The following is a 21,093-nucleotide window of genomic DNA, read 5'->3' on the forward strand; positions in this document are numbered from 1 at the left end:
AATCCAAAAAAAGATGAGGACGATGTCTATGTGGAAACTGGCTGATAAGCACGTTTGGGAGGCGTTGGGCATTTTCGCGTGGAATGTTGTTATTGCCGTAATAGTAGTTTTAGTAGGAATTAGGTTGGTCAGGTGGCTGGCAAATACCTTGAACCGGCTACTAGTGTCAAAAAACGTGGACTTAACCATTGTTCATTTTGTTGACAACGCTGTTCAGGTCATCCTGTACGGTTTTATCGGCATTGAAGTGTTGCACAGGCTCGGGGTCGAGAACAGTTCACTGATAGCCCTGGTCGGCGCTACCGGTCTTGCTATTGGTTTCGCCATCAAGGGACATCTTGCAAATGTCTCCGCCGGCTTGTTAATGATTCTTTTTCGACCATTCAGCGTGGGCAATTATATACAAGTTGGTAAAACCGAGGGAACGGTCGAAAAGATTGAGCTAATAAATACCCAGATTCGGACACCCGACAACTTGATTGTTATCGTGCCGAATTCCAGACTCACGTCGAACCAGATCATCAATTATTCCATGAAGGATATTAGACGATTGGTAATACCAATTCGAGTGAGTTACGAAGCGGATATCCGTAAAGTCCGTGAAACGCTTCAGAATATTATCGATGAAGATGAACGGATTCTCAAAGAACGAAAAGCTATCATCGCCATTCAGTCACTTGGTGAGAACAGTGTCAAAGTGATGTTGAGGTTGTGGGTCAAGTCCTCCGATCACTGGAGGGTTCAGTTTGACACCACAGAAAAGATAAAACAAAGGTTCGACGACGAAGGAATTCCTTTCCCTAAAACGCAAACCTAGAGATCAGGATTCCATAATCATCTTCCTGAATCGTTCAAACAGATATCTGGAATCATGAGGCCCGGGGGAAGCCTCCGGATGATACTGGATGGAGAAGAGGGGATATTTTCTGTGGACCATGCCCTCATTGGTTTTGTCGTTAAGGTTAACGTGAGTAACCCTGCACTCACCCTCAAGAGTATCAGGATCTACGGCAAAATTGTGGTTCTGTGAAGTTATTTCAACCTGGCCAGTGTCCAATCTTCGCACTGGGTGATTTGCCCCGTGATGCCCAAACCCGAGCTTATAAGTGCGGCCGCCTAGAGCCAGCCCTAAAATCTGGTGACCTAGACAGATGCCAAAAATTGGTTTTTTCCCTATAAGATTTCTCACGGTCTCAATCACGTAAGGGACTCCTTCAGGGTCACCGGGGCCATTGGACAGGAAGATCCCGTCCGGATCGTATGTCAGTATCTCTTCCGCCGTAGAGAAGGCCGGGAAAACTCTAACATGTGCGCCCGAGTCTACGAGCAACCTCAAGATATTCTGTTTGATCCCATAATCCAGGGCGGCTACCTTGAATTTATTCTGCGACGCGGATGGATGAGAATTCCATCGCCAGGTTCCTTCACTCCATTCGTACGGTTTACTGCAAGTGACTTCTTTTACAAGATCAATCCCTTCAATGTCCGGATAATCTCTCATCTTTTTGAGCAGACTGCCAACGTCGTGGTCTTCGGTTGAAATAATACCTTTCTTAGCGCCGGTCTCCCTTAGGTTTCTCGTGAGTTTTCTTGTATCTATTCCCTGGATACCAATTACATTAAATCTCTTGAGGAAATCATCCAGATCTTCTCTTCGTCTCCAATTGCTGGGCGAAGCGCAGTGTTCCTTAACAATGAAACCGGCAAGAAAAGGATTTACAGACTCGTTGTCCTCGAAATTCACGCCCGTGTTACCAATATGTGGGTAAGTCATGGTAACGATCTGGCCGCGATATGACGGGTCAGTTAAAATTTCCTGGTAGCCGGTAATGGCCGTATTGAAGACGACTTCACCTACTATTTCGCCCGAGGCGCCCATTGCGGTTCCAATAAAGAATTCACCGTCGGCCAAAACAAGAGTGGCTTTCATTATAATCCCTTTACAAAATTTTTGAGACGTTCCATACCCGTTTCGATTTTGTCATCGGATGAGGTCATTGAAATCCTGAAGAAAGCTTCCCCACTGGGTCCGTAACCGACCCCGGGAGTAACTACCAGGCCCTGTCTTTCAAGTAAATCAGCGCAGAACACGACTGAGGATGAATATACCTCAGGTATACGAACCCAGAAATAATAACTCGCTCTGGGCAGATTGAACTTGAATCCCAATTCCTCAAGGGCTTTGGCGATAATGTTTCGCCTGTTTTTAAACAATTGAGTCCTGTCCCGATTGAATAATGGAGCGTCCGGATGGTTCAGGGCTCTGGCGGCGGCCCTCTGGATCGCCATGAAAACACCCGAGTCGAAATTTGATTTCAGCGTCAGGACAGCCTGGATCAAATCTTTTGAACCGACGACGAACCCGATTCTCCATCCCGTCATGTTAAAAGTTTTGGAAAAGGAATGAATTTCTATTGAAAGGTCCTTGGCTCCGAGTATTTGCATGATGCTTATCGGTTTGTCTTCCGGTTCAAAGTACACTTCAGAATAAGCGTTGTCCGAAAGGATGACAAGGTCGTATTTCTTGGCAAAAGACACCAGTTCTTCAAAAAAAGAAATGTCTGCGACAGCGGCTGTTGGATTGTTCGGATAGTTTACAAAAATAAACTTGGCGGTTCCTGCCACATCAGCAGGAATAGCGGATAGGTCCGGCAAGAAACCTTTTTCCTCAACAAGCGGCACACGGACCGGTCTCCCGCCGGCAAAACCAATAGCGGCTTCATAAACAGGATACCCCGGATCAGTGACTAGCGCTGAATCACCAGGGTCGATGAATACAAAGGGCAAATGAGACACAGCGTCTTTGGCGCCTATCGTGGCCATGATCTCATTTTGGGCGTCCAGTTTCACGCCGAATCGTTTTTCAAACCAGTTCGCGACAAGTTCACAGAAATCAGGCTCACCTTTATAACTGGGGTACTGATGATTGCGGGGGGCTCGCATTTCCTCATTCATGAGATCCAGGACGAAATTCGGTGTCGGCATGTCAGGATCCCCTATTGCAAGGGAGATCACATCCACTCCGCGCTCTTGAGCAGCCTTTCTTTTCTCATCAATCAGATGAAACAAATAGGGCTGTGTTTCAGTGACCCTTCTGGATAGTTTCATTCCGTCCTCCAAAATGCTATTTCTATATATGAACGATTATGGACAAAGCCTCAATAGGCTCAAATCGTGCTTAGAACCATTCTTTTTACTCGATTAAACAGGTATATTCAAGCAATAAAGACCGAATATCAAGTTTCTAAGAAGAACTAAATTGCAAAATCGTCTCAAATCAAGACCGTTGACCGTCGGAAATAGTTTCCTGAGCTTAATTCTTGACTTTGAACCCAAACTACCATAATTTTCACGGATATATTGATCGGAGATAAATAATCCTCCCGTGACTCTAAATCTTGAAACAATTTTAAATTTAATTTGTCTGACCATAGCAAGTGTAGCGTTTACCGGCAATTCGACTCCGGTTAATGATGACGACGAGGAATTGGTTCAACGGTGCGCGCGTGGCGACAGGGAGGCTTTCAATCAATTAGTCACCAAATATCAGAAAAAGGTTTACAGTGTCGCCTATCGCTTTGTCGGTGATAGCGAGGAGGCCAACGATTTGGCCCAGGAAATTTTCACAGCGGCATATCAGAACCTTAAGAGTTTTAGAGGTGATTCAAAATTTTCGACCTGGCTATTCCAGATTGCGACGAATCGAGGCAAAAACAGGTTTAAGTATTTAAAACGCCGTGGTTTTTTCACTAATAGAGGATCATCTGAAACAGACGATGAAGGTGATCAATCTCAGAGAGCTTTTCCAGATCAGAGCGCCAATCCTGAGGATCTGTTGTCGGGAAATCAAATCCGTCAAGCGGTCCTCGAAGCTATTGATGAGCTTGAACCGGATCATAGAGAAATCGTTATCCTCCGAGACATTGAGGGCTTTTCTTATGATGAAATCGCCCGAATGTTAAATTTGCCGGAAGGAACTACGAAATCCCGTCTGCATAGAGCGCGGATGGTAGTTAAAGAAAAACTGAAGAAGGTCCTGTCATGATTGATTGCCAGCGGATTGCCGATTATTTCGGTGTGGTTTATGAGGGAGATTCTGACGCGCAAACTGAAAAGATGGTTAAGGATCATTTAGAATCCTGCCCGGCGTGTCGGGAAGATTTCAAGTGGTACGGAGTTACCGTTCAAGCGCTCGCCAACCTTGAACAGGTTGCGCCTCCAAATGATTTTTTGAGGCGTGTTAATGAAAGAATTGACCAAAACCCCTCACCTTTCCAATCGATACTATCCCAAATCAAAAATCTGCTAAATTCCATCCCGACAGCGCCTGTTCCAGTTGGAGCCGCGTCACTAGCGTTTGTTACCGTTCTATGTTTTTTCGTCTATAATTATGCGACCCCGGAAGTCGCCCAGCTAGGGAAAACGGCGTTTGAAGCTAAAAGTCCTGCCCAAACAGCTCCTGTAGAAGTGGTTTCATTGCCGGCCCAGCCTCAAGTAGTAGCTTCCGCTCCTTTCGCTCCTCAGGCCGCGCCGTTTTCGCGCGCGTATGTGCCTTATGATGGAACTGGGCGCCTACGTTCCTCCTCAGTGGCGTGGCGTTTTCCAACAGTCGCTGATCAGATAGGAGCAGACAACCTGACAGTAGAAAGTCCTCAAATCGACCTAGCCCTCAAAACCCTCAAAGATATCCTACCCGGCATTCAAGGCAAACTAATCGACGAACAATTCAAAGGCCCCCTTGGGGAAACATTGGTGGGAGTGATCATTCCTTCAAACAGGTATGGTGATCTTACCTCAGCCCTAGTGAACCATGGAGCGGTTGAAGTCGGAGCCAGATCTCTGGAATCGGATTCTCCGGCTCCCGCCAAAGTTGACAGCCGCAACGTTCGGCTTTACATTCGTTTCACTCAGGCGCCAAAATAGTTTGCTTGAACAATATTGTTGGGAGGGTGGCAGTTAATTGAAACTTGGAATAATCGGTTTGCCGGGGGCCGGGAAGACCGTTCTGTTCAGGGCTCTCACCGGTGGCTTGACTCTCGGTGACCAAAGAAATCGTCTGGAGCCCGCTCTGGGCGTCGTCAAAGTATCAGACCCCCGTCTGGACTTCCTGACTCAATATCATAAGCCTAAAAAAATCACGCCGGTTCATGTTGAATATCTTGATATTGCCGGAATAACCGGTGAGGGTAAAAAGGGAAGTTCGCTGGGGGACAAGTTTCTCACGGTTATTCGTCCCCTCGACGCACTGGTAATATGTATTCGTTTTTTCGATTCAATGTCGGTTGGGAAACCCACGGCACTCAAGGATTACCGGTCCATAGAAGAGGAAATGATTTTATCGGACTTGTCTATAGTTGAGAAGCGACTGGAGCGGGTTAACAAGGATCTTGGTAAGGGAAGGAAAGATCTGGCCGAAGAATTTGAACTTCTCTCACAGGCGAGGGATTTGCTCAACGAAGCCAAGCCGTTAAGACTGATGAAAGAGATTGAGAGCCACGATAAACTCCGTGGATTCGCTTTTCTTTCGGCTAAACCTCAACTTATCCTGTTGAACACCGGTGAAAACAAGAGCCCTGAAGAGGCGCGAGCGGTTCTGGAAGAATTGAGTCAACATACAGGCGGGCATCCTAATGTCGGAGTTGACTGGTTATATGCCGATATGGAGGCTGAATTAGCCGGAATGACTCCCGAAGAAGCCTCTGAATTTCTTGAGGACCTGTCTCTGGAAGAAGGCGCCAAAGAGAGAATCATTAAACGATCATTCGAACTCCTCAATCTTATCGTTTTTTTCACGGCGGGCGAACCGGAAGTGCGGGCCTGGAGTCTCGTAAAGGGAAGAACAGCGGTTAAGGCGGCCGGAAGTGTGCATTCCGACATGGAACGAGGTTTTATCCGAGCCGAGGTAGTCGCATATGATGATTTTAAGAGCGCCGGTTCCATGACCGCCGCGCACAAGGCAGGAAAAGCCCGTCTGGAAGGACGTGATTACGTTGTCAAAGATGGTGACATAATGTTATTCCGATTCAATGTATAGATGTGAAAGGCGCGTTCTAACAACCGATCGGTCGCAAGAGAAAATCAGTATGGAAACAACAGTTGAATCCTTGGGCGAATGTAAGATCGAAACCCCGTTGAGCCACGTCGACTGGGTTGGAGACGCCGAAAGAGTTTTATACAATTTGTCGGCCGACGCAGTCGAAGAATCCTTCAGACAAGGAAAGCCGCCGACCGCCTTTTTGAAAGCCGGTCCACGGCAAAAGATTTATTTTGACCTGAGTAAGCTCAAATGCGCAATAGTTACTTGTGGCGGTCTCTGTCCGGGGTTGAACAATGTCATACGCTCCATAGTCCTCACGCTTTATCACACCTATGGGGTCAAGAACATCCTTGGTATAAGATATGGTTTTCAGGGCTTTATCCCAAAATATAGACACCCTATTCTTGAATTGACTCCAGACAGGGTTACTCAAATCAATGAACTGGGTGGCACTATTCTTTCATCATCTCGGGGTCATCAAAAGATAAGTGAAATTGTAGACGCCCTGGAGCGAATGAACGTGGGCTTGCTGTTTACAGTCGGAGGAGACGGCACATTCAGGGCAGCCGAAAGGATCTGCGAAGAAATAGCGGACAGAGGGGCGAAGATCGGTATTGTTGGGATACCAAAGACAATTGACAACGACATACTATACCTTTCTCGTTCCTTTGGTTTCAGCACCGCAGTAAGCTGCGCCTCCCAAATAATCGGTTGTGCTCACGTTGAGGCCAATGGGGCGCCAAACGGCATCGGTCTGGTCAAGCTGATGGGGCGTCAATCAGGTTTCATTGCGGCCAGTGCGGCCCTCGATCGACGATACGCAAACTTTGTGCTTATTCCCGAATCGGATTTTGATCTGGATGGACCACATGGTTTTCTCGCCGTACTGGAAAAAAGAATTGCGGAAAAGAAACACTCGGTTATCGTTGTAGCCGAAGGAGCCGGACAAAAGTATTGTGGAGTCGATGGCTTTGACAATTCCGGCAACAAGGTTCTAGGTGATATCGGTCTCTACCTCAGGGACAGGATCCAAATGTATTTTAAAGAAAAAGACATTGAAATAAACTTGAAGTATATCGATCCTGGCTACACTATCAGATCAGTGCCCGCCACGTCGGAGGATTCAGTGTTCTGCGGTTTTCTTGGCCAGAATGCGGTTCATGTGGGTTTGGCGGGAAAAACCAATGTTATGGTGGGGAGTTGGGCCGAGGAATTTGTTTGTGTCCCGTTAAAGATTGTGACCACGGGCCGCAAGCAGGTTGATCTCAAGGGGAAAATTTGGAACAGTGTTATCGAGGCGACCGGACAGCCAAGTTTCAAAGATCCGAATAGTTGACAAAACTATGAAGATGTGGTTGAAGCGGCTTGAAGAAGCAACCCGAATGTTGGGTTGTGAAAAGACGCCCACAAGGTGTCATTTTGACAACTGAGACTGTATGTGGCTAAAATTAGGAATGTTTTTTTGACTTGTCATTTTTAGTTTAATCTGATACGGTAAATCTACCGCGCTAAGGATGTCAGATATATGAAACTTTTAAAATTCGGTAGTGTCGTTTAGGAATTGAAAGAACTTATAGTTAAATTATAATTTGGAGGTATACGATGTCGAAGAAATCCGTATTATTGCTGGCGATATTGGCTCTAGTCATTACCGCGGTTGTACCGGAAAGTTCCGAGGCTCTGTTCGTAGCCACAGCGAAGAATTTTCGTGGCGCTCTTTATCAGGGCATTGGCCCCACTCCAGGTCACGCTACTGAGATGGCCGTGGTAAAATGTTCGCAAGATTCATTTGCTCCAAGAAGCTGCAGGGTTCTTTCAGTGCGGATGGAATGCCCACCGCCTGTTTGCGCTCCGCCTCGGAAGATGATCAGGAAGAGCCGCTATTCTTGCGCTCCTGCTCCAGCTCCGGTTTGCTCTCCCATGGTTCGGCCTTATCGCTGATAGAATTCGTCCGTCCTCCCGGTCGACCCAGACTGGGAGGATTTCCTTCCAGGTCACGTCAGTCCTTCCCGAATTTTTCCTTGCAAACTCATCCCTTCCAACTGCCGATTGTTGAATTTGTTTTCAAACTTGACGGATAAATCTGGTCCAACACTGTCCTTTACAGTCGGGGTCGTTTCGGATAGGATGCGCTGCACATCCGGGAACTAAAATTGTTAGTGACTCTTTATTGAGAAGACCCACGTGAGGTCCTCTCAGGGTTGATTACCAACATATGAAAGAACATGAAAAACGCAAAAACGAAACTAGGCTGATGTCTCGTCTGGGATGTTTTTCAAGGCGTGGGGTTCACTAGAAGTGGGTATATTTACAAGAAGGCAATTTATTGTATCAGGCGTCTTGACTTCAGCGCTGCTTTTGTCGAAATCACGGGCGTGGTCAGATAGCGCTGAAGACCGAATTAAGATCGGCTTTATTTACCCTGAATCAGGAGAATTGGAAATCGAGGCCAAGTCCCTAATGGTAGGGTTCGATCTTTTCTTCGGCGAAAAAGGGTCATGCCCTGTTGATATTTTTAGGAAACCCTTTGGGGGTAATTTTGATGAGTTGGAGAAGACCATCGATGAGTGGATCAGCGCCAAAAATGTCCGTTTTATAGCTTTATTGGCCGATGTCGAGAACTCCGAAAAGATTATTCAAAAATGTTCAGGCGCAAAGGTCCTGCTGTTCATATCCAACCGTTCGGTGAAGCTGACAGCGGGGGAGTATTGCCAACCCAACGTGTTCAGAGTTTGCGCCAACAACTATGTCAGTTCTGAACCTCTGGCGCCCTGGGCAGTTCAGAACGCAGGCGCCACTGTTTTTATAACAGGCGATGACGACCTCAATGGTAACGAGAAGTGCGATTTCTTCGCGTTTGGATTCGAAAGAGCCGGAGGCGCCTTTGCGGATAGGGCAATGTCGGATGGTTCTTTAGCTTCGCTACAATCGATAATCTCTTCGATAAAAAACTCGAACGCTGATGTTGTATTTGCGGCTTTTAAGAATGAATCGGCGAAACTCTTTCTGAATACCGCGAGATCTAAAGATAGCGCGATAGGAAAGACTGTCATAGGTCCTGAAACCCTCACAAGCTTCCCCAAAAGAACAGATCCGAACGCTGTAAGCTTCCTTGGCGTTCCTACGCTGACAAATGTGCTCAATCAGGAATCGCTCAGGCAAAAAGTGACGTCGCTTTTCGGGGAAATGGAACTTTCCATTTCACGCGCCGCAGAAGGATTCGATATCGCGAAAATCGTGGACAACTCGGTCCATGAAAATTTCTTGGCGCTCGAGGATTTTGACACTCTTCTTAAATTTGTCGCCGATTGTCAGATTCATGGGCTGAGAGGTGATTTCAGGTTTGACAAGAATCACGACGCCATAGTGGATTCGTGGGTAACAACTATAGAGCGGAAATCCGGAGAATTATTTCAGAATATTGTTGTCTCTCTGGGACCTACAGCTTCATTGGATTTTGGGTGTGGCAAGGTTGGATATCCCAACCGGCCTGACGCAGCGCCCCACGACCCGGAAGCTGTTTGGGAGGAAAATGCTAATTAATGGCGTAGAGTTATAAATATTTATTAATTGATGTTCGTAATGATTTTCGGGGTTGACATCTGAGGATATTTTTTGATAGAGTGCTTTGCAAGGAAATTATAAATTTGTTTTATCTGTCTCTCGGAGGGGTGTAAGGGAGTTTCCGGGGGATTTTTCGGAAGGAGTTGTTGCATGAAAGCAAGAATGTTTGTCGGCGCTGTTGTTGCGGTTGCGGTTATGTTCGCGCTGACGCTGGGTCCGGTTTTTGCCGGCGGGCCGGTGTGCAAGGTGCCACCCATGTGTGGGCCTCCTATGTGTGGTCCCCAGCCTTATTGTGGGCCGCCCCCATGTCCACCCCCATGTGGGCCTCCTCCATGCGCCCCCCCGTGTGAGCCCAATCCTGTCGCGAAAATATTTTCAGGGGCATTTAGACTGGTTACCGGTGTGGTGGCTCTACCCTTCAAACTGGTTGACAAAGTCATTGACGCGTTCGATTGCAGTCCGAATCCCTGCTGCGGCCCGCCCAGACCTATGTGTGGCCCACCTCCGTGTCCTCCCCCTGTGTGTGGTCCGGTCAAATGTGGTCCGCCTCCGGCGGCATACGGCATGGCTCCGCCCATGAGACCAGTGGGCTATGGGGCTCCAAGGCGCATGTCTCCGATGAGCAAGAAAACCAATTCCGGTGTCCAGTCATCCATGATGGCGTCTCCGGGTGAGGGAGTGTTCGGAAACTACTGGTAGAACGTTGTTTCCAGAAAAATAAAAAAAGGGACTCGTTGGAGTCCCTTTTTTGTTGTGTATTATTATTCACTGCGTTAATCCCACCTTCTTATTCTGAAGATTCGATCTTTAGCCATATTCAGCTCTTTCATCCTGTCTTCGTTTGCTTTTTCTCCCTGCGCATCCGGATGATGTAGCCGCGCCAGTCGCTTCCATGCTTTAAGTGTCTGTTCACGATTTGAATTCGTGGGGATCTCCAACATGGAGAAAAGACTTTTCAATGAATATTCAAAAGGATTTATGGAAGACGACCTGTGTCTAGCTTCAAACTCTGGAGGAATTCTAAAGTCCGAGAATTTCTCACGTCGTCGTTTTTTCCATTTCAACGTAGCGTGAGCCGACGCGAAAATTTTTACCAATCGGTATCTGGAATGAAACTCGAAGTTAGTTAGAGGCGTAATTCTCTTTAGGGTTTCGAACAGTTCTTCAATCTGGACAATCCCCAGGCTCATTAGATTCATGGGATTTGGCTCTGTCGGACCCAACAAATAGGCCAGTCTTCTCATAAAAGCAATCATTTCCGGGCTTTCACATTCGGAGTGTTCATGACACCTGCCGTCAGCAAAGCCAGGCTCCTCAATGCACTGTGAATAGCCCCCACTGAGGGGCCCCAACCAGTTCACGCCGAGACATCGGGACCTGTCTAGTTCTACAGCCCATACTCCATGATCATCGCTCCATGGAAAAATCAAATCGGGAAATTCTCGTTGCAGGTTTCTCAGAATTCGGTTGAAACGATATTCCGTGAGGTCGAAAGTCTCCAGTAGAGTTCGTCTCAAGGTACCGGGTTTTTCACGAATGAAATGCAAAATATTGAGATTGGCCGGTTTCATGCGTCTTGGACCTTTAACTAAGAAAATAATACACCAGGGAGGCCCGCAAAAGACAGGTCAATAAAAGAAAAAAGCTCGACCGGTTAGTCGAGCTGGGAGGGAAGGGGCCTGAGGACCCGGTCGAGCGTTAAGTAATTTCTTCCCTTAGGCCCTTTGAAAAATTCGTTTCAGTCGAGCGCCCTCCGCACTCGGCCTTACAATTCATTGCAAGAGATCAGAAGACAAATCCCATCTCGACATAACCACCGTCCATACAAGTATCGATCATCTTGGCGTCGCTATATTTCTTCTTGTAGGTCAGATACCTGTAACCGCCTTTGAGGAACCCGGAACGACCATTGTTCATGGGTATGCTGTATTTCAAGCCAGTGCTCATGTCGGAACCGAACGCGTCATCACAGAATGCGATCCCTGCTTTACACTCCAGGGAAAGGACACTCGCAAGACGGGTGAACTTGAGCATTTTTTCAACTTCAACGCCGGCCATGGCCATGTTCAAATCATTGTCAAATGTGAATCCGCCTGTGCCTGACATCGTCTGAAAAACGCTGACTCTTTCATTGAGTCTGACGTAATCCGCAAAGATCCCGACTCTGGATGTGGGTGTCAATATGGGGTCATAGACAAGCCCTATCTGCTGATACAGTCTCTCCCATTTGGATCTAGCGCCTTGACCTTGATAATTCCATGTGCCGCCCCAACCGCCAGAGCCGTCACCACCACCGCCATTGATGGTTGTGGGCATTATGGAGTACTTAACGGACCAACGAGGTTGGAACCTGTATTTGGCGGTGAATGACCCTATTACGGTGTGATCCGGAATTCCTAAGGCGGTGTTAAAGTCGACTTCCGGCTGGCCATTCAAATAGTTATAGTTATAGCCGTAGTTGTTGTTCCAAAAGATGGCTTTGCCTTTTGTTCGAGCGAACATAGCCTGGGCTTCCAAATTCCATCCCCGAAGTTTCACCCCGGGTAAAACGGGCGGCAGTGTTTGAGCCGCCATGGTTTGAAGTCCCTGCTGGAATCCAAAGGGCGGTCTGCACTTTACTATTGGTTGCGGCTTGACCTTTGTTATCGCCTTAGCTTGAGGCGAGGTCGGAATGAGTAGATTTTCACGGGCGTCGTTTGTGGCGGCCGCCTGGAGGAAATTCCAGGCCATGGCGTGAGCCGTGAAGATCGCAGTGAACAAACATAGACATACCAGTACTATACGGGGTTTCCTAATCATCATACCCTCCCTCCCAGGAGAACGTTTTGTTAAGGGTGCACTTTACAGATAGGCTTAAGCTTGTCAACAAAAAAATAAACTCTTTTGAGGAGTTATTATAAAAAGCTAGAAATTATATGATGTATTGAAAATACCTAAGCTAGTGTAATACCTTATATAAATAGTCTATCTTATGGATTTAAAGGAATAAAATAAGACTAATAAAAAAATTAAACGAACGCGTCAAAATTAAAGCGCGTTAGACCGTATAAACAAAAGCTGCGCGCTATATAATTTAAGATATTATATTATAAATTAGCTATAATAGACTGAAATAACTGAGATATAATGTAATATATGCCAATGGGCTACTGCCGTTCGAGGGTAGTTTGCACCGCTCGCTCAATTTGATTTTGAACCAAAGACCAAGAAAAAACCCGACTGCAATCAAAAATTAGCGTTTGGCGCGCTGGAACCCATGGCCCCCATTGCGCCGGATCCGTACTCACATAAAAGATGATTGAGAAAATCCCCAGGGCCGCAGCAAGGTGACTCATGCCGGAATCGTTTCCCATAAAGAATCCGGAGTGGGACATAAGATCACATATCTGTTTGAGTGATCGGTTTTCCAGCACAACCGGCCGGCTTTCGGCGATCCACAGTTCCCATTCCTTTTCTCGTTTTAGTTCTTCGTCAGCTTCTCCCAAGGTTACGACGATTTCGCATCCAGTGGTCTCACGAAGCCTTTTTGACAACGACCTAAAAACACTCAGCGGTACGTTTTTTTTTGCGCTTCCGCTTCCAGGATGCGCCCAGAGGATATTTTCGCGTTTTCCAAGCTGGTTCCCATTGAGGACCGGATGACGTGGGGGGATTGCAGCGCCGAGTTGAGAGCATAATGTTTGGACTAGATGGACACCCGGTTCAGGAATCGGTGTCGCGATATGTATGTCGTCGACCCCGCAGCTCTTGAGATTTGCGACAACCGCATCCGGACGCTTCAGTATTACGTAAGCGATATCGCAAGGTTTCTCCTTTGGGTGTTCCCCGAATGAATCCGGTTGGAACAACCATGAATAGTCTCTGTGATCAACGGATTTAAAATTAAATTCTGGTGGGATAATCTCGTGGTAAGCTCTTGAACCCAAAAGAGTCACATTTGCTTTTTCATCAGCATTCTTAATTGAAAAAAGCAGGGGTAAGGTTAAAAGCGTGTCGCCCAGTGCGCCTGGGCGAATTATCCAAACGTTGGTCATGCTGTTTCACCGACCTTTATGGTTTTACCACGACTGAAGGGGTTTCTTTCCCAATCAAAATTTGAAGAGCTTCCACACAAACATAACAAAACACCATCACATCTTCGAGATGAAAGTCGGAATTTTGTAATAATGGCTTCTTGCAACTTCTTTCATACTCCGGTCAATTTTGACATAAGGGGCTTCGATTGATATACTTTAACAGTGACTATTCTAAAAAATATGTAAAACTGTGAATTTGCAATATGTTAAAACCATTTTTTCGAGTTGTGTCTCCAGGCGAGGCAAGAGCCAAGTTACATCTAGTTAAAGCTCTCGAATCAGAACATGCTGATCTTGACTTAGCCCTCTTCAGGGTTCTTTCCGAATCCGTGAGGGCCCACGACGACGCGCCTACATTTAACCGGACTACCATGGACGGATACGCCGTTCGATCTATTGATACTTTCGGATCCACCGAGAGTTCCCCTTCGCTTTTTACTGTTATTGGGGAGATCGCCATGGGGGAATCGCCCAACCTAAAACTTAAGCGAGGCGAAGCTGCAAAGATCTGGACGGGAGGCGAGCTTCCGGTTAACTCGGACGCAGTAGTAATGATAGAACACACGGAAGAGTTGGGAGGGAATACGATTGAAGTTTTCAAAGGTGTAGCCCCTTTTGACAACATGGCCCGCAAAGGCGAAGACTATCGTAAAGGTGAAACTCTACTCAACTCCGGTTTGAGACTAAGGCCTCAGGATGTAGGACTACTTGCGTCCCTAGGGATCATGAAGGTCAAGGTTCATCGTGTGCCCATGGTGTCGCTTATCAGCTCGGGAGACGAAATAACTCCGGCAAGCGAAACGCCGCCCCCTGGATGTGTCCGGGATGTCAACAGGCATTCCCTTAACGCCGCGATTATAGAAGCGTTCGGCAAGCCCTTATGGATAGGACTGGCCGCTGATACTCTAAAATCCGTAAAATCCATGATAAGCACGGGCCTGGAGCAGGGTGATGTTGTGATCATTTCTGGAGGCAGCTCTATGGGTAGCAGGGATCATGTCATTCAGGCGATCTCCGAGGCTCGTGATTCAAACATTTTATTGCATGGCGTTTCAATGTCTCCCGGTAAGCCACTAATTATGGGGCTCATTGGGTCTAAGCCGGTCATAGGTTTACCAGGCCATCCTGTCTCAGCGCTCGTTTGTTTCGATCAGTTTGTTGTTCCGATCCTGAGACGCCTGGCGGGAGAGAATACTTTTCAGCCCTTTCTGAGGCCACAAATTAAGGCCAGTCTGACACGCAATGTGTCATCCAAGGAAGGACGACTGGACTTTGTCCGAGTACGGATATCCAGAACTGACAATGAATTTTTGGCCACTCCGTTTATCGCCAAGTCCGGAATGGTCTCAGCCATGTCGAGGTCTCACGGTTACTTGAAGATACCCATGGACTGTGAAGGGTTTTACAAGGGTCAAACAGTTACGGTGTATTTATTTTCTAACTGGATGGGAGACGATTTTGAGAAGGAATATCTTTCTGGACATGAAGCCCCCGGCGGAGGCCCTGGAAACTTTTCTGGAGCGTCTAGACAGGAACGGCTTTCCGGGATCCGAAAGGGTTCTCACAGTTGAATCTTTAGGCCGGATCACTTCCGAGCCAGTTTACGCAAAACTATCAGCGCCAAATTTTCATACTGCGGGTATGGACGGGTTCGCTGTTCAGGCTTCAGAAACTTTTGGAGCGTCTCCCGAAAGTACAAAAAGCTTTCTTATGGGCAAGAACGCATGGCCCGTTAATACTGGACGTCCTATACCAGACAAGACCAATGCGGTAATCATGATCGAACACGTCAATTTTTTGAGTGATGAGACCTTTGAAATTGATAAGGCAGTGGTGCCTTGGGAAAATGTTCGTCGAGTCGGTGAGGATTTCGTTCAATCGGAAATGATCTTGCCCAGCCACCACGTGATATCGGCCTACGATCTGGGCGCGTTGCTTTGCGGAGGAGTTACCCAGGTCAATGTAAACCGGAGACCAAGGGTTTTGTTGATTCCGACGGGTTCGGAGCTTGTGCCTGCGTCCGTTTTGGAAGATAGATCTCCTGTTGATGGGGAAACGATAGAATTTAACACGTGGATACTATCAGGCCTTATTACCCGCGCGGGAGCGATTGCGGACAGAAGCGAAATACTCCCCGATAATTACGACCAAATTAAGCAAGCGATAAAATCCGCCATAAAATCCGGGTATGACATGGTTGTTGTAAACGCGGGCTCATCTGCCGGCAGCGAGGATTACACAGCCGCAATCATAGATGAACTAGGAGAAGTGCTTGTTCATGGGGTGGCCATGATGCCGGGAAAGCCCACGATTCTAGGAATTGTCGATGGTAAACCAGTTATTGGAAACCCGGGTTATCCTGTTTCTGCCGTATTTTCTTTTGAAACTTTCGGATTGCCGGTCATTGCCGAGATGCTTGGCGCTCCTATTGACGTCAGGCCTACTCTGGAGGCGTATTCGGCACGGAAAATTCCATCCAAACTCGGGCGAGAGGAATTCTTCAGAGTTAAACTGGGCAGGGTAGGGGACAGGACGGTAGCGGCGCCATTGCCTAGAGGCGCCGGCTCAATTACTACTCTTACCAGGGCGGATGGGATTATCAGGATTCCTTCGAATGTCGAAGGCATAGAGCAAGGTTCGATGATCAGAGTCGACCTTCTGAATCAACCACAACAGATCGAGAAGACTCTGGTAATCATAGGCAGTCACGATTTGACTATTGATTGCCTGGCTGATGAACTCATCAAACACGGTATCTATGTTTCTTCAAGCAACGTTGGGAGCCTGGGTGGTCTACTGGCTCTCAGGAACGATACGGCGCACATGGCGACCAGTCACCTGCTTGACGAGGATACGGGAATTTACAACTGGTCGTACATAAAGAAATTCATTCCTGACATACCCGTCGAAGTTTTTCATGGTGTCATGCGGGATCAGGGGTTCATGGTAAGGAAGGGTAATCCAAAAGGCATACGGAATTTTAAAGATCTAACAAGAGATGACGTGACCTTTGTCAATCGGCAGAAAGGCGCAGGAACCAGGGTATTGCTTGATTTCTACCTGAGAAAAGAGCAGATTGACGAGTCTAGTATTAAGGGCTACGAGATGGAAGAATATACTCACACGTCGGTTGCTGTAGCGGTCCTATCCGGAGTAGCCGATGTTGGCATGGGTGTTTTAGCCGCGGCCAATGCCCTTGGACTGGATTTTATACCCGTAGCCACGGAACAGTACGATTTCATAGTGCCCAAGAAATATGTTTACGATGAAAAAGTTACAAAGCTTCTGGAAATACTTGGTAGCGATTCATTTAAAACTCGCGTTTCCTCTTTAGGAGGATACGGCGTGGAACGGTCAGGAGAGCGTCTCTTCGAGCCGAAATAATACGTAATGGTTTTGACAGCATGGATTTTACAGTTTTGTTTTCAGGTGTATCTTGGTACCCCATCGTGGCCTGCGCCGCTGTTTTGATGTTGTTGCTAAGTGGATGGATCCTTTTTTTGAACAAATTCAACCCTACCCTTGGAACCATGGATGAACCGGACGCAGTCGCGATTGCAAAGGGAAATTGCGGCGATTCGATGAAAATTTCCCTCAAATTTAGAAGGGGAAAAGTTATAGACGCCAGCTACTGGACAGACGGTTGCAAGTTCAGCAGCGAATGTGGGGCTGCCGCTACTCGTCTGGCTCTGGGAAAAACTCCCGAGGAAATTGCCGATATAGACTATATGGCTGTCAAGGAAGCCGTAGGGGGTATTCCGGAAGAGGATCTGCATTGCGCCACGCTTGCGGCGGGAACTCTACAGGAATCAGTGCGCATTTACTGCCTTGATCTCCACAAGTCACAAAACCAAACTGTCAGCGCGAAAATGTAGGAATCGGCCCAATTGCGGGATTCTCTCTTGACTCAGGCTGTTAGAGGTCCTATCAATATTCTACCTCTTGCGGGTAAAATGATCACCTTGTTCACCAAAAAAGGATGGCAAATATGAGTTCTCAGAAACGTCCAATCTCGGCTGAAGGTTTAAAGAAACTGAACGAGGAGATGGACAGGTTGATTCGGGTCGAAAGACCATCTGTGATAAAGGAAATCGAAATAGCTATAGGACACGGTGATCTTTCGGAAAACGCTGAATATACGTATGGTAAGGAAAAACAATCCCTGATCGAAACCAGGATAAGGGATTTGCAGGAAAGAATTTCATGCTCAGAAGTTATAGATATATCCAATCGGCCGACTCCGGACAGGGTGGTGTTTGGAGTTCATGTCACTATTCAGGACCTGGACACCGATGAGGCCAAAAAATACCAGCTTCTTGGACAGGATGAGGCTGACATTGCAAATGGAATAATATCCGTGGACTCTCCGGTGGGAAAGGCGCTGATCGGAAAGGAAGTCGGCGACGTAGTCGAGGTTCACACTCCCAACGGGCTGCGTGAATGTGAGGTAATTAGTATCAAGTAAAGACCGAGCCTGACGGCGCACAACCGGCCCGGCTCCATTTCAAGTGAGATAATTGATTAATAATGACACTTCCAAACAATCTTGAGCGCATGGCGGCTCAAGATTCTTCAAGCAAAAAAAAGACCCTCATTCTTTGCGACTTTGACGGGACTGTGTCTATAAAAGACACAGTGAACAGACTTATTCGCAGCCACATTTCCGATCCACACTGGCGACATTACGTAAAGCGTTACATGAGAGGCGAAATTGGGTCCAAAAGGGTCTACGAGGCTCTAGCCCCGCTGATGAACATGACTAGAGCCGATCTGGAACGCTTTGTGATGGAACACGCTGAACTCGACCCTCATTTCCCCAGATTTTTGAAGTGGGCCAGGGAAAGGAACATAGACGTAAAGATTGTCTCGGACGGTTTTGACGAGACTATAAAGATTCTTTTCAAAAAACATGGAATTACCGGGCTTGACATAATTTCCAACAGCTTGACCATGAATGATGAAGGTAAGGTCCGTGTTAGTTCCAACCATTTCAACCCATCCTGCCGGAAATGTGGAACGTGCAAGTTGTCAGCGCTTCGGAATTTCAGAAGTGAATATGACAAAATTGTGCTGATCGGAGACGGGGAGTCTGACCGGCACGCAGCCACGGAAGCCGACATGGTGCTGGCTATCGGGGACCTGTTTCTTTATTGTGTCACGAACAATATCCCCGCCATAAGTATCGATGGGTTTCACGAGGCTCCCAATGCGCTGACGCGAGAAATTGAAGCTGTCGCGTTCGATTTGGACGGAACGCTCATAGAATCAATAGATGCGATAGCGGAAGCCTTTAACTATATGTTCGCTCAACTGGGTTACCCCACAATGACCGTGCAGGAAGTCCTCAGGTTGACGTCCGTGTCCTTGATGGACTTTGTTAAGTCTTATCTGAAACCTGAACATAAAGAAATTGGGATCAAGATTTTCCGTGATTACTATGACACAATCTTTCTTGAAAAAACTTTCATGGCCCCAGGAGCCATGGAGACTTTGAAAAGGCTCAACGGATCTTTAAAACAGGGAATTGTTTCCAATAAACGCGGTCGATACGCAAGAATACTCGCTGATCATCTCGGTTTTTCGCACAAGATGAAAACAATTATCGGGGCCGAGGACGGTTTTAAGGCGAAACCAGCGCCCGACATGTTCCATGAATTCATGAAATCTGTTGGTTCGTCGGAGATTAACACGATCTATGTCGGAGACGCTCCGATTGACATAGAAGGAGCTAAAGCGGCCGGGATCGACACGTACGCGATCGCCGGGCCATTTTTTTCAGCGGAAGAACTGGCTCTACACAAACCTAGACGAGTTTTGAGAAGTATCAGTGAGTTGTTGTGCGCTCTGGAACCGGTAATACCTACCGGAGCGTCTGAATAGAAAAATTCGGAAAAATCTTTTTTTTCGGAACCGGTCCGAAACAATGGTGTCTTCTTTAGTGATACCTACCTACTCTAAATGACTTGAGGGGCCCAAATGTTCCTACCATACATTTGGGCCTTTCCTTTTTTGGGCTACCGAATATTCTTTTCCAAGATCAGTTCAATTAGCGCATCTGCCGGTGAAGGACTGGAAGCGCCTGGCTCCAGCATTTCTCTTAAACGTTTGAAACCTTGATCGAACGCGGCCCTAAGATTTATGTCACTCTGGAATTTATCGAGCCAGGAGACGAGATTCTCCGGCGTTGCGTTGTGTTGCAATATCTCCGGGACAAACAGGGGTCTTCCGCATTCAAGACACGGTATCCTGTAACCGTTTTTTAACATTATCTCTATGGGATTGTCGGGTTCATTGGGACTCTTTATGCAGAGCATGTTCGCCATCGCGACATGAATATCGGGTTCCATGAGAAGCGGCATCAAAATCCTGGTCGCCAGAATCCATGAGAAATTGTCCATAATATATACCACCACGTGTGGCATACGAGCCAGGGCAGCCTGTAGAGTGGCCGTGCCGGAGGTGATCAGGCCGCTGTCCGAGGCGGCCATGACCCTGAAAGCCTCGACCTCGGTAATCCGAAAATGCGATCCTGCCTCCCCGATAATCCCCTGAATGAGTTCTTTCAGATGGGGACCGGCGAGAGGAATAATAAATTTGGTTTCAGGGTAGTTTTTCAGGTGTAATTTTGCAGCCTCGATCATGACAGGCAATGATCTTGTTATCTCAGATCGACGACTTCCGGGGGCCAGAGTGACCAACCAGTCTGAGTTTGCAACCCCCAATTCTGATCTCAGTTTAGCCCTGTCCACATCCGGAGGAATGTCCCTCACCATGGTGTGTCCGACAAAATTAGCCCGCACACCCAAATCAGAGTACAATTTTTCCTCGAAAGGGAAAATGGTCATCATTCTATCGACCACCGAAGCAATCTTGTAGATACGTCGTTTTCTCCACGCCCAAACCTGGGGACTCACATAATAGCAAACCTTGACTCCCGACTTTTTTGCCACGGCAGCCAAACGTATGTTCACGTCCGGGAAATCCACAGCAAGGAAAACATCATATTTCCCACTCCTCAACTCTCTTTTCATAAGGCTGTAAGCTGACATAACCCTCTTTAGCTTACCGAATCCTCCGCTCAGGCCAATGGTGTTTATCTCCCGGTAGTGAAGCAGGACTTTCATTCCGGCAGCCTGAAGTTTCTCGCCCCCTATCCCCGTGAATTCCACTTTAGGGAAGCGATGTCTCAAATCCTTAACCAGCGCCGCCGCATGATAGTCACCGGAGGCTTCACCCGCCAGAACCAGAACCGAGGCTTCCAGATTATTGGGTGAGGCTGACATTGTCTTGTTGAAAGAATTCATTATTTGAGGCATAAATAAACTGTACCTATGGAATGATTCTATTCTGGAAACGTCCTAACAAATTAGCTGGGGAGCGAGATTTTCGGAATATCCTGGAGTTTTTATTCTTACA

The 21,093-nt window shown here is 47.2% G+C and carries 19 protein-coding genes; 13 read left to right on the top strand and 6 right to left on the bottom strand.

All coding sequences use genetic code 11. The features are described from left to right. Window positions 1–28 precede the first annotated feature (28 nt). Entirely contained in the window at window positions 29–817 is a 789-nt protein-coding gene (locus WC647_15500) for a mechanosensitive ion channel domain-containing protein (protein ID MFA6223714.1), read from the top strand. Window positions 818–820: 3 nt separating this feature from the next. On the opposite strand, the gene carA is transcribed toward WC647_15500, so the two are convergent. Together carA and WC647_15510 are read right to left on the bottom strand one after the other, a co-directional pair. Continuing rightward, window positions 821–1,930: a glutamine-hydrolyzing carbamoyl-phosphate synthase small subunit gene (gene carA / locus WC647_15505; protein ID MFA6223715.1), complete on the bottom strand. Its 1,110-nt coding sequence runs from the start codon at window positions 1,928–1,930 to the stop codon at window positions 821–823. Next, on the bottom strand, window positions 1,930–3,108 hold the full coding sequence (locus WC647_15510; protein MFA6223716.1) for an LL-diaminopimelate aminotransferase: 1,179 nt from the start codon (window positions 3,106–3,108) through the stop codon (window positions 1,930–1,932). Before WC647_15510 ends, carA begins: the two co-directional genes overlap by 1 nt. Before the next feature lie 277 nt (window positions 3,109–3,385). On the opposite strand from WC647_15510, the gene WC647_15515 reads away from it, so the two are divergent. The 7 genes from WC647_15515 (at window position 3,386) to WC647_15545 (ending at window position 10,300) form a co-directional block, all read left to right on the top strand. Then, window positions 3,386–4,045, top strand: coding sequence for a sigma-70 family RNA polymerase sigma factor (locus WC647_15515; GenBank protein ID MFA6223717.1), 660 nt, complete (start codon window positions 3,386–3,388; stop codon window positions 4,043–4,045). Beyond that, entirely contained in the window at window positions 4,042–4,923 is an 882-nt protein-coding gene (locus tag WC647_15520) for a hypothetical protein (GenBank protein ID MFA6223718.1), read from the top strand. Before WC647_15515 ends, WC647_15520 begins: the two co-directional genes overlap by 4 nt. Window positions 4,924–4,960: 37 nt before the next feature. Continuing rightward, on the top strand, window positions 4,961–6,034 hold the full coding sequence (locus WC647_15525) for a DUF933 domain-containing protein (GenBank protein MFA6223719.1): 1,074 nt from the start codon (window positions 4,961–4,963) through the stop codon (window positions 6,032–6,034). A gap of 49 nt (window positions 6,035–6,083) precedes the next feature. Beyond that, the gene (locus WC647_15530; protein ID MFA6223720.1) at window positions 6,084–7,373 is read left to right on the top strand and encodes an ATP-dependent 6-phosphofructokinase; all 1,290 of its coding nucleotides are present in this window, start codon (window positions 6,084–6,086) and stop codon (window positions 7,371–7,373) included. 266 nt (window positions 7,374–7,639) lie between these two features. After that, window positions 7,640–7,978 (top strand): hypothetical protein, encoded by a 339-nt coding sequence (locus WC647_15535; protein MFA6223721.1) that lies wholly within the window; start codon window positions 7,640–7,642, stop codon window positions 7,976–7,978. Between the two features lie 357 nt (window positions 7,979–8,335). Further along, window positions 8,336–9,580, top strand: a complete 1,245-nt coding sequence (locus tag WC647_15540; protein ID MFA6223722.1) for an ABC transporter substrate-binding protein — start codon at window positions 8,336–8,338, stop codon at window positions 9,578–9,580. Between the two features lie 171 nt (window positions 9,581–9,751). Next, window positions 9,752–10,300, top strand: a complete 549-nt coding sequence (locus tag WC647_15545) for a hypothetical protein (GenBank protein MFA6223723.1) — start codon at window positions 9,752–9,754, stop codon at window positions 10,298–10,300. A 74-nt stretch (window positions 10,301–10,374) separates the two neighbouring features. On the opposite strand, the gene WC647_15550 is transcribed toward WC647_15545, so the two are convergent. From WC647_15550 to WC647_15560, 3 genes are all read right to left on the bottom strand, one after another. Then, on the bottom strand, window positions 10,375–11,172 hold the full coding sequence (locus WC647_15550; GenBank protein ID MFA6223724.1) for a DnaJ domain-containing protein: 798 nt from the start codon (window positions 11,170–11,172) through the stop codon (window positions 10,375–10,377). A gap of 214 nt (window positions 11,173–11,386) precedes the next feature. Then, complete coding sequence (locus WC647_15555) at window positions 11,387–12,403, bottom strand: hypothetical protein (protein ID MFA6223725.1); 1,017 nt, start codon at window positions 12,401–12,403, stop codon at window positions 11,387–11,389. A 344-nt stretch (window positions 12,404–12,747) separates the two neighbouring features. Then, window positions 12,748–13,635, bottom strand: a complete 888-nt coding sequence (locus WC647_15560) for a glycosyltransferase family 9 protein (GenBank protein MFA6223726.1) — start codon at window positions 13,633–13,635, stop codon at window positions 12,748–12,750. A gap of 245 nt (window positions 13,636–13,880) precedes the next feature. Between WC647_15560 and glp the strand changes: the two genes are divergently transcribed. The 5 genes from glp to WC647_15585 all read left to right on the top strand — a co-directional run bounded on the left by glp (window position 13,881) and on the right by WC647_15585 (window position 19,557). After that, window positions 13,881–15,248 carry a gephyrin-like molybdotransferase Glp gene (gene glp / locus WC647_15565; GenBank protein ID MFA6223727.1) on the top strand — a complete coding sequence of 456 codons (1,368 nt, stop codon included), beginning with the start codon at window positions 13,881–13,883 and terminating at the stop codon, window positions 15,246–15,248. Further along, entirely contained in the window at window positions 15,136–17,061 is a 1,926-nt protein-coding gene (locus WC647_15570) for a molybdopterin biosynthesis protein (protein MFA6223728.1), read from the top strand. Before glp ends, WC647_15570 begins: the two co-directional genes overlap by 113 nt. A 20-nt stretch (window positions 17,062–17,081) precedes the next feature. Beyond that, complete coding sequence (locus WC647_15575; protein ID MFA6223729.1) at window positions 17,082–17,552, top strand: iron-sulfur cluster assembly scaffold protein; 471 nt, start codon at window positions 17,082–17,084, stop codon at window positions 17,550–17,552. Window positions 17,553–17,665: 113 nt separating this feature from the next. After that, window positions 17,666–18,142 (top strand): transcription elongation factor GreA, encoded by a 477-nt coding sequence (gene greA / locus WC647_15580; protein MFA6223730.1) that lies wholly within the window; start codon window positions 17,666–17,668, stop codon window positions 18,140–18,142. Window positions 18,143–18,204: 62 nt separating this feature from the next. Beyond that, complete coding sequence (locus WC647_15585; GenBank protein ID MFA6223731.1) at window positions 18,205–19,557, top strand: MtnX-like HAD-IB family phosphatase; 1,353 nt, start codon at window positions 18,205–18,207, stop codon at window positions 19,555–19,557. A gap of 134 nt (window positions 19,558–19,691) precedes the next feature. On the opposite strand, the gene lpxB is transcribed toward WC647_15585, so the two are convergent. Then, window positions 19,692–20,993 carry a lipid-A-disaccharide synthase gene (lpxB, locus tag WC647_15590; protein MFA6223732.1) on the bottom strand — a complete coding sequence of 434 codons (1,302 nt, stop codon included), beginning with the start codon at window positions 20,991–20,993 and terminating at the stop codon, window positions 19,692–19,694. Window positions 20,994–21,093: the final 100 nt, after the last annotated feature.

The organism is Desulfomonilaceae bacterium (genome assembly GCA_041662605.1).
GTDB lineage: Bacteria > Desulfobacterota > Desulfomonilia > Desulfomonilales > Desulfomonilaceae > CAJBEZ01.

Coding starts and splice junctions, on each gene's coding strand:
- WC647_15500 (MFA6223714.1), top strand. CDS start 29: ATGTGGAAACTGGCTGATAAGCACGTTTGGGAGGCGTTGGGCATTTTC.
- carA (MFA6223715.1), bottom strand. CDS start 1,930: ATGAAAGCCACTCTTGTTTTGGCCGACGGTGAATTCTTTATTGGAACC.
- WC647_15510 (MFA6223716.1), bottom strand. CDS start 3,108: ATGAAACTATCCAGAAGGGTCACTGAAACACAGCCCTATTTGTTTCAT.
- WC647_15520 (MFA6223718.1), top strand. CDS start 4,042: ATGATTGATTGCCAGCGGATTGCCGATTATTTCGGTGTGGTTTATGAG.
- WC647_15530 (MFA6223720.1), top strand. CDS start 6,084: ATGGAAACAACAGTTGAATCCTTGGGCGAATGTAAGATCGAAACCCCG.
- WC647_15535 (MFA6223721.1), top strand. CDS start 7,640: ATGTCGAAGAAATCCGTATTATTGCTGGCGATATTGGCTCTAGTCATT.
- WC647_15545 (MFA6223723.1), top strand. CDS start 9,752: ATGAAAGCAAGAATGTTTGTCGGCGCTGTTGTTGCGGTTGCGGTTATG.
- WC647_15550 (MFA6223724.1), bottom strand. CDS start 11,172: ATGAAACCGGCCAATCTCAATATTTTGCATTTCATTCGTGAAAAACCC.
- WC647_15555 (MFA6223725.1), bottom strand. CDS start 12,403: ATGATGATTAGGAAACCCCGTATAGTACTGGTATGTCTATGTTTGTTC.
- WC647_15560 (MFA6223726.1), bottom strand. CDS start 13,635: ATGACCAACGTTTGGATAATTCGCCCAGGCGCACTGGGCGACACGCTT.
- glp (MFA6223727.1), top strand. CDS start 13,881: ATGTTAAAACCATTTTTTCGAGTTGTGTCTCCAGGCGAGGCAAGAGCC.
- WC647_15575 (MFA6223729.1), top strand. CDS start 17,082: ATGGATTTTACAGTTTTGTTTTCAGGTGTATCTTGGTACCCCATCGTG.
- greA (MFA6223730.1), top strand. CDS start 17,666: ATGAGTTCTCAGAAACGTCCAATCTCGGCTGAAGGTTTAAAGAAACTG.
- WC647_15585 (MFA6223731.1), top strand. CDS start 18,205: ATGACACTTCCAAACAATCTTGAGCGCATGGCGGCTCAAGATTCTTCA.
- lpxB (MFA6223732.1), bottom strand. CDS start 20,993: ATGCCTCAAATAATGAATTCTTTCAACAAGACAATGTCAGCCTCACCC.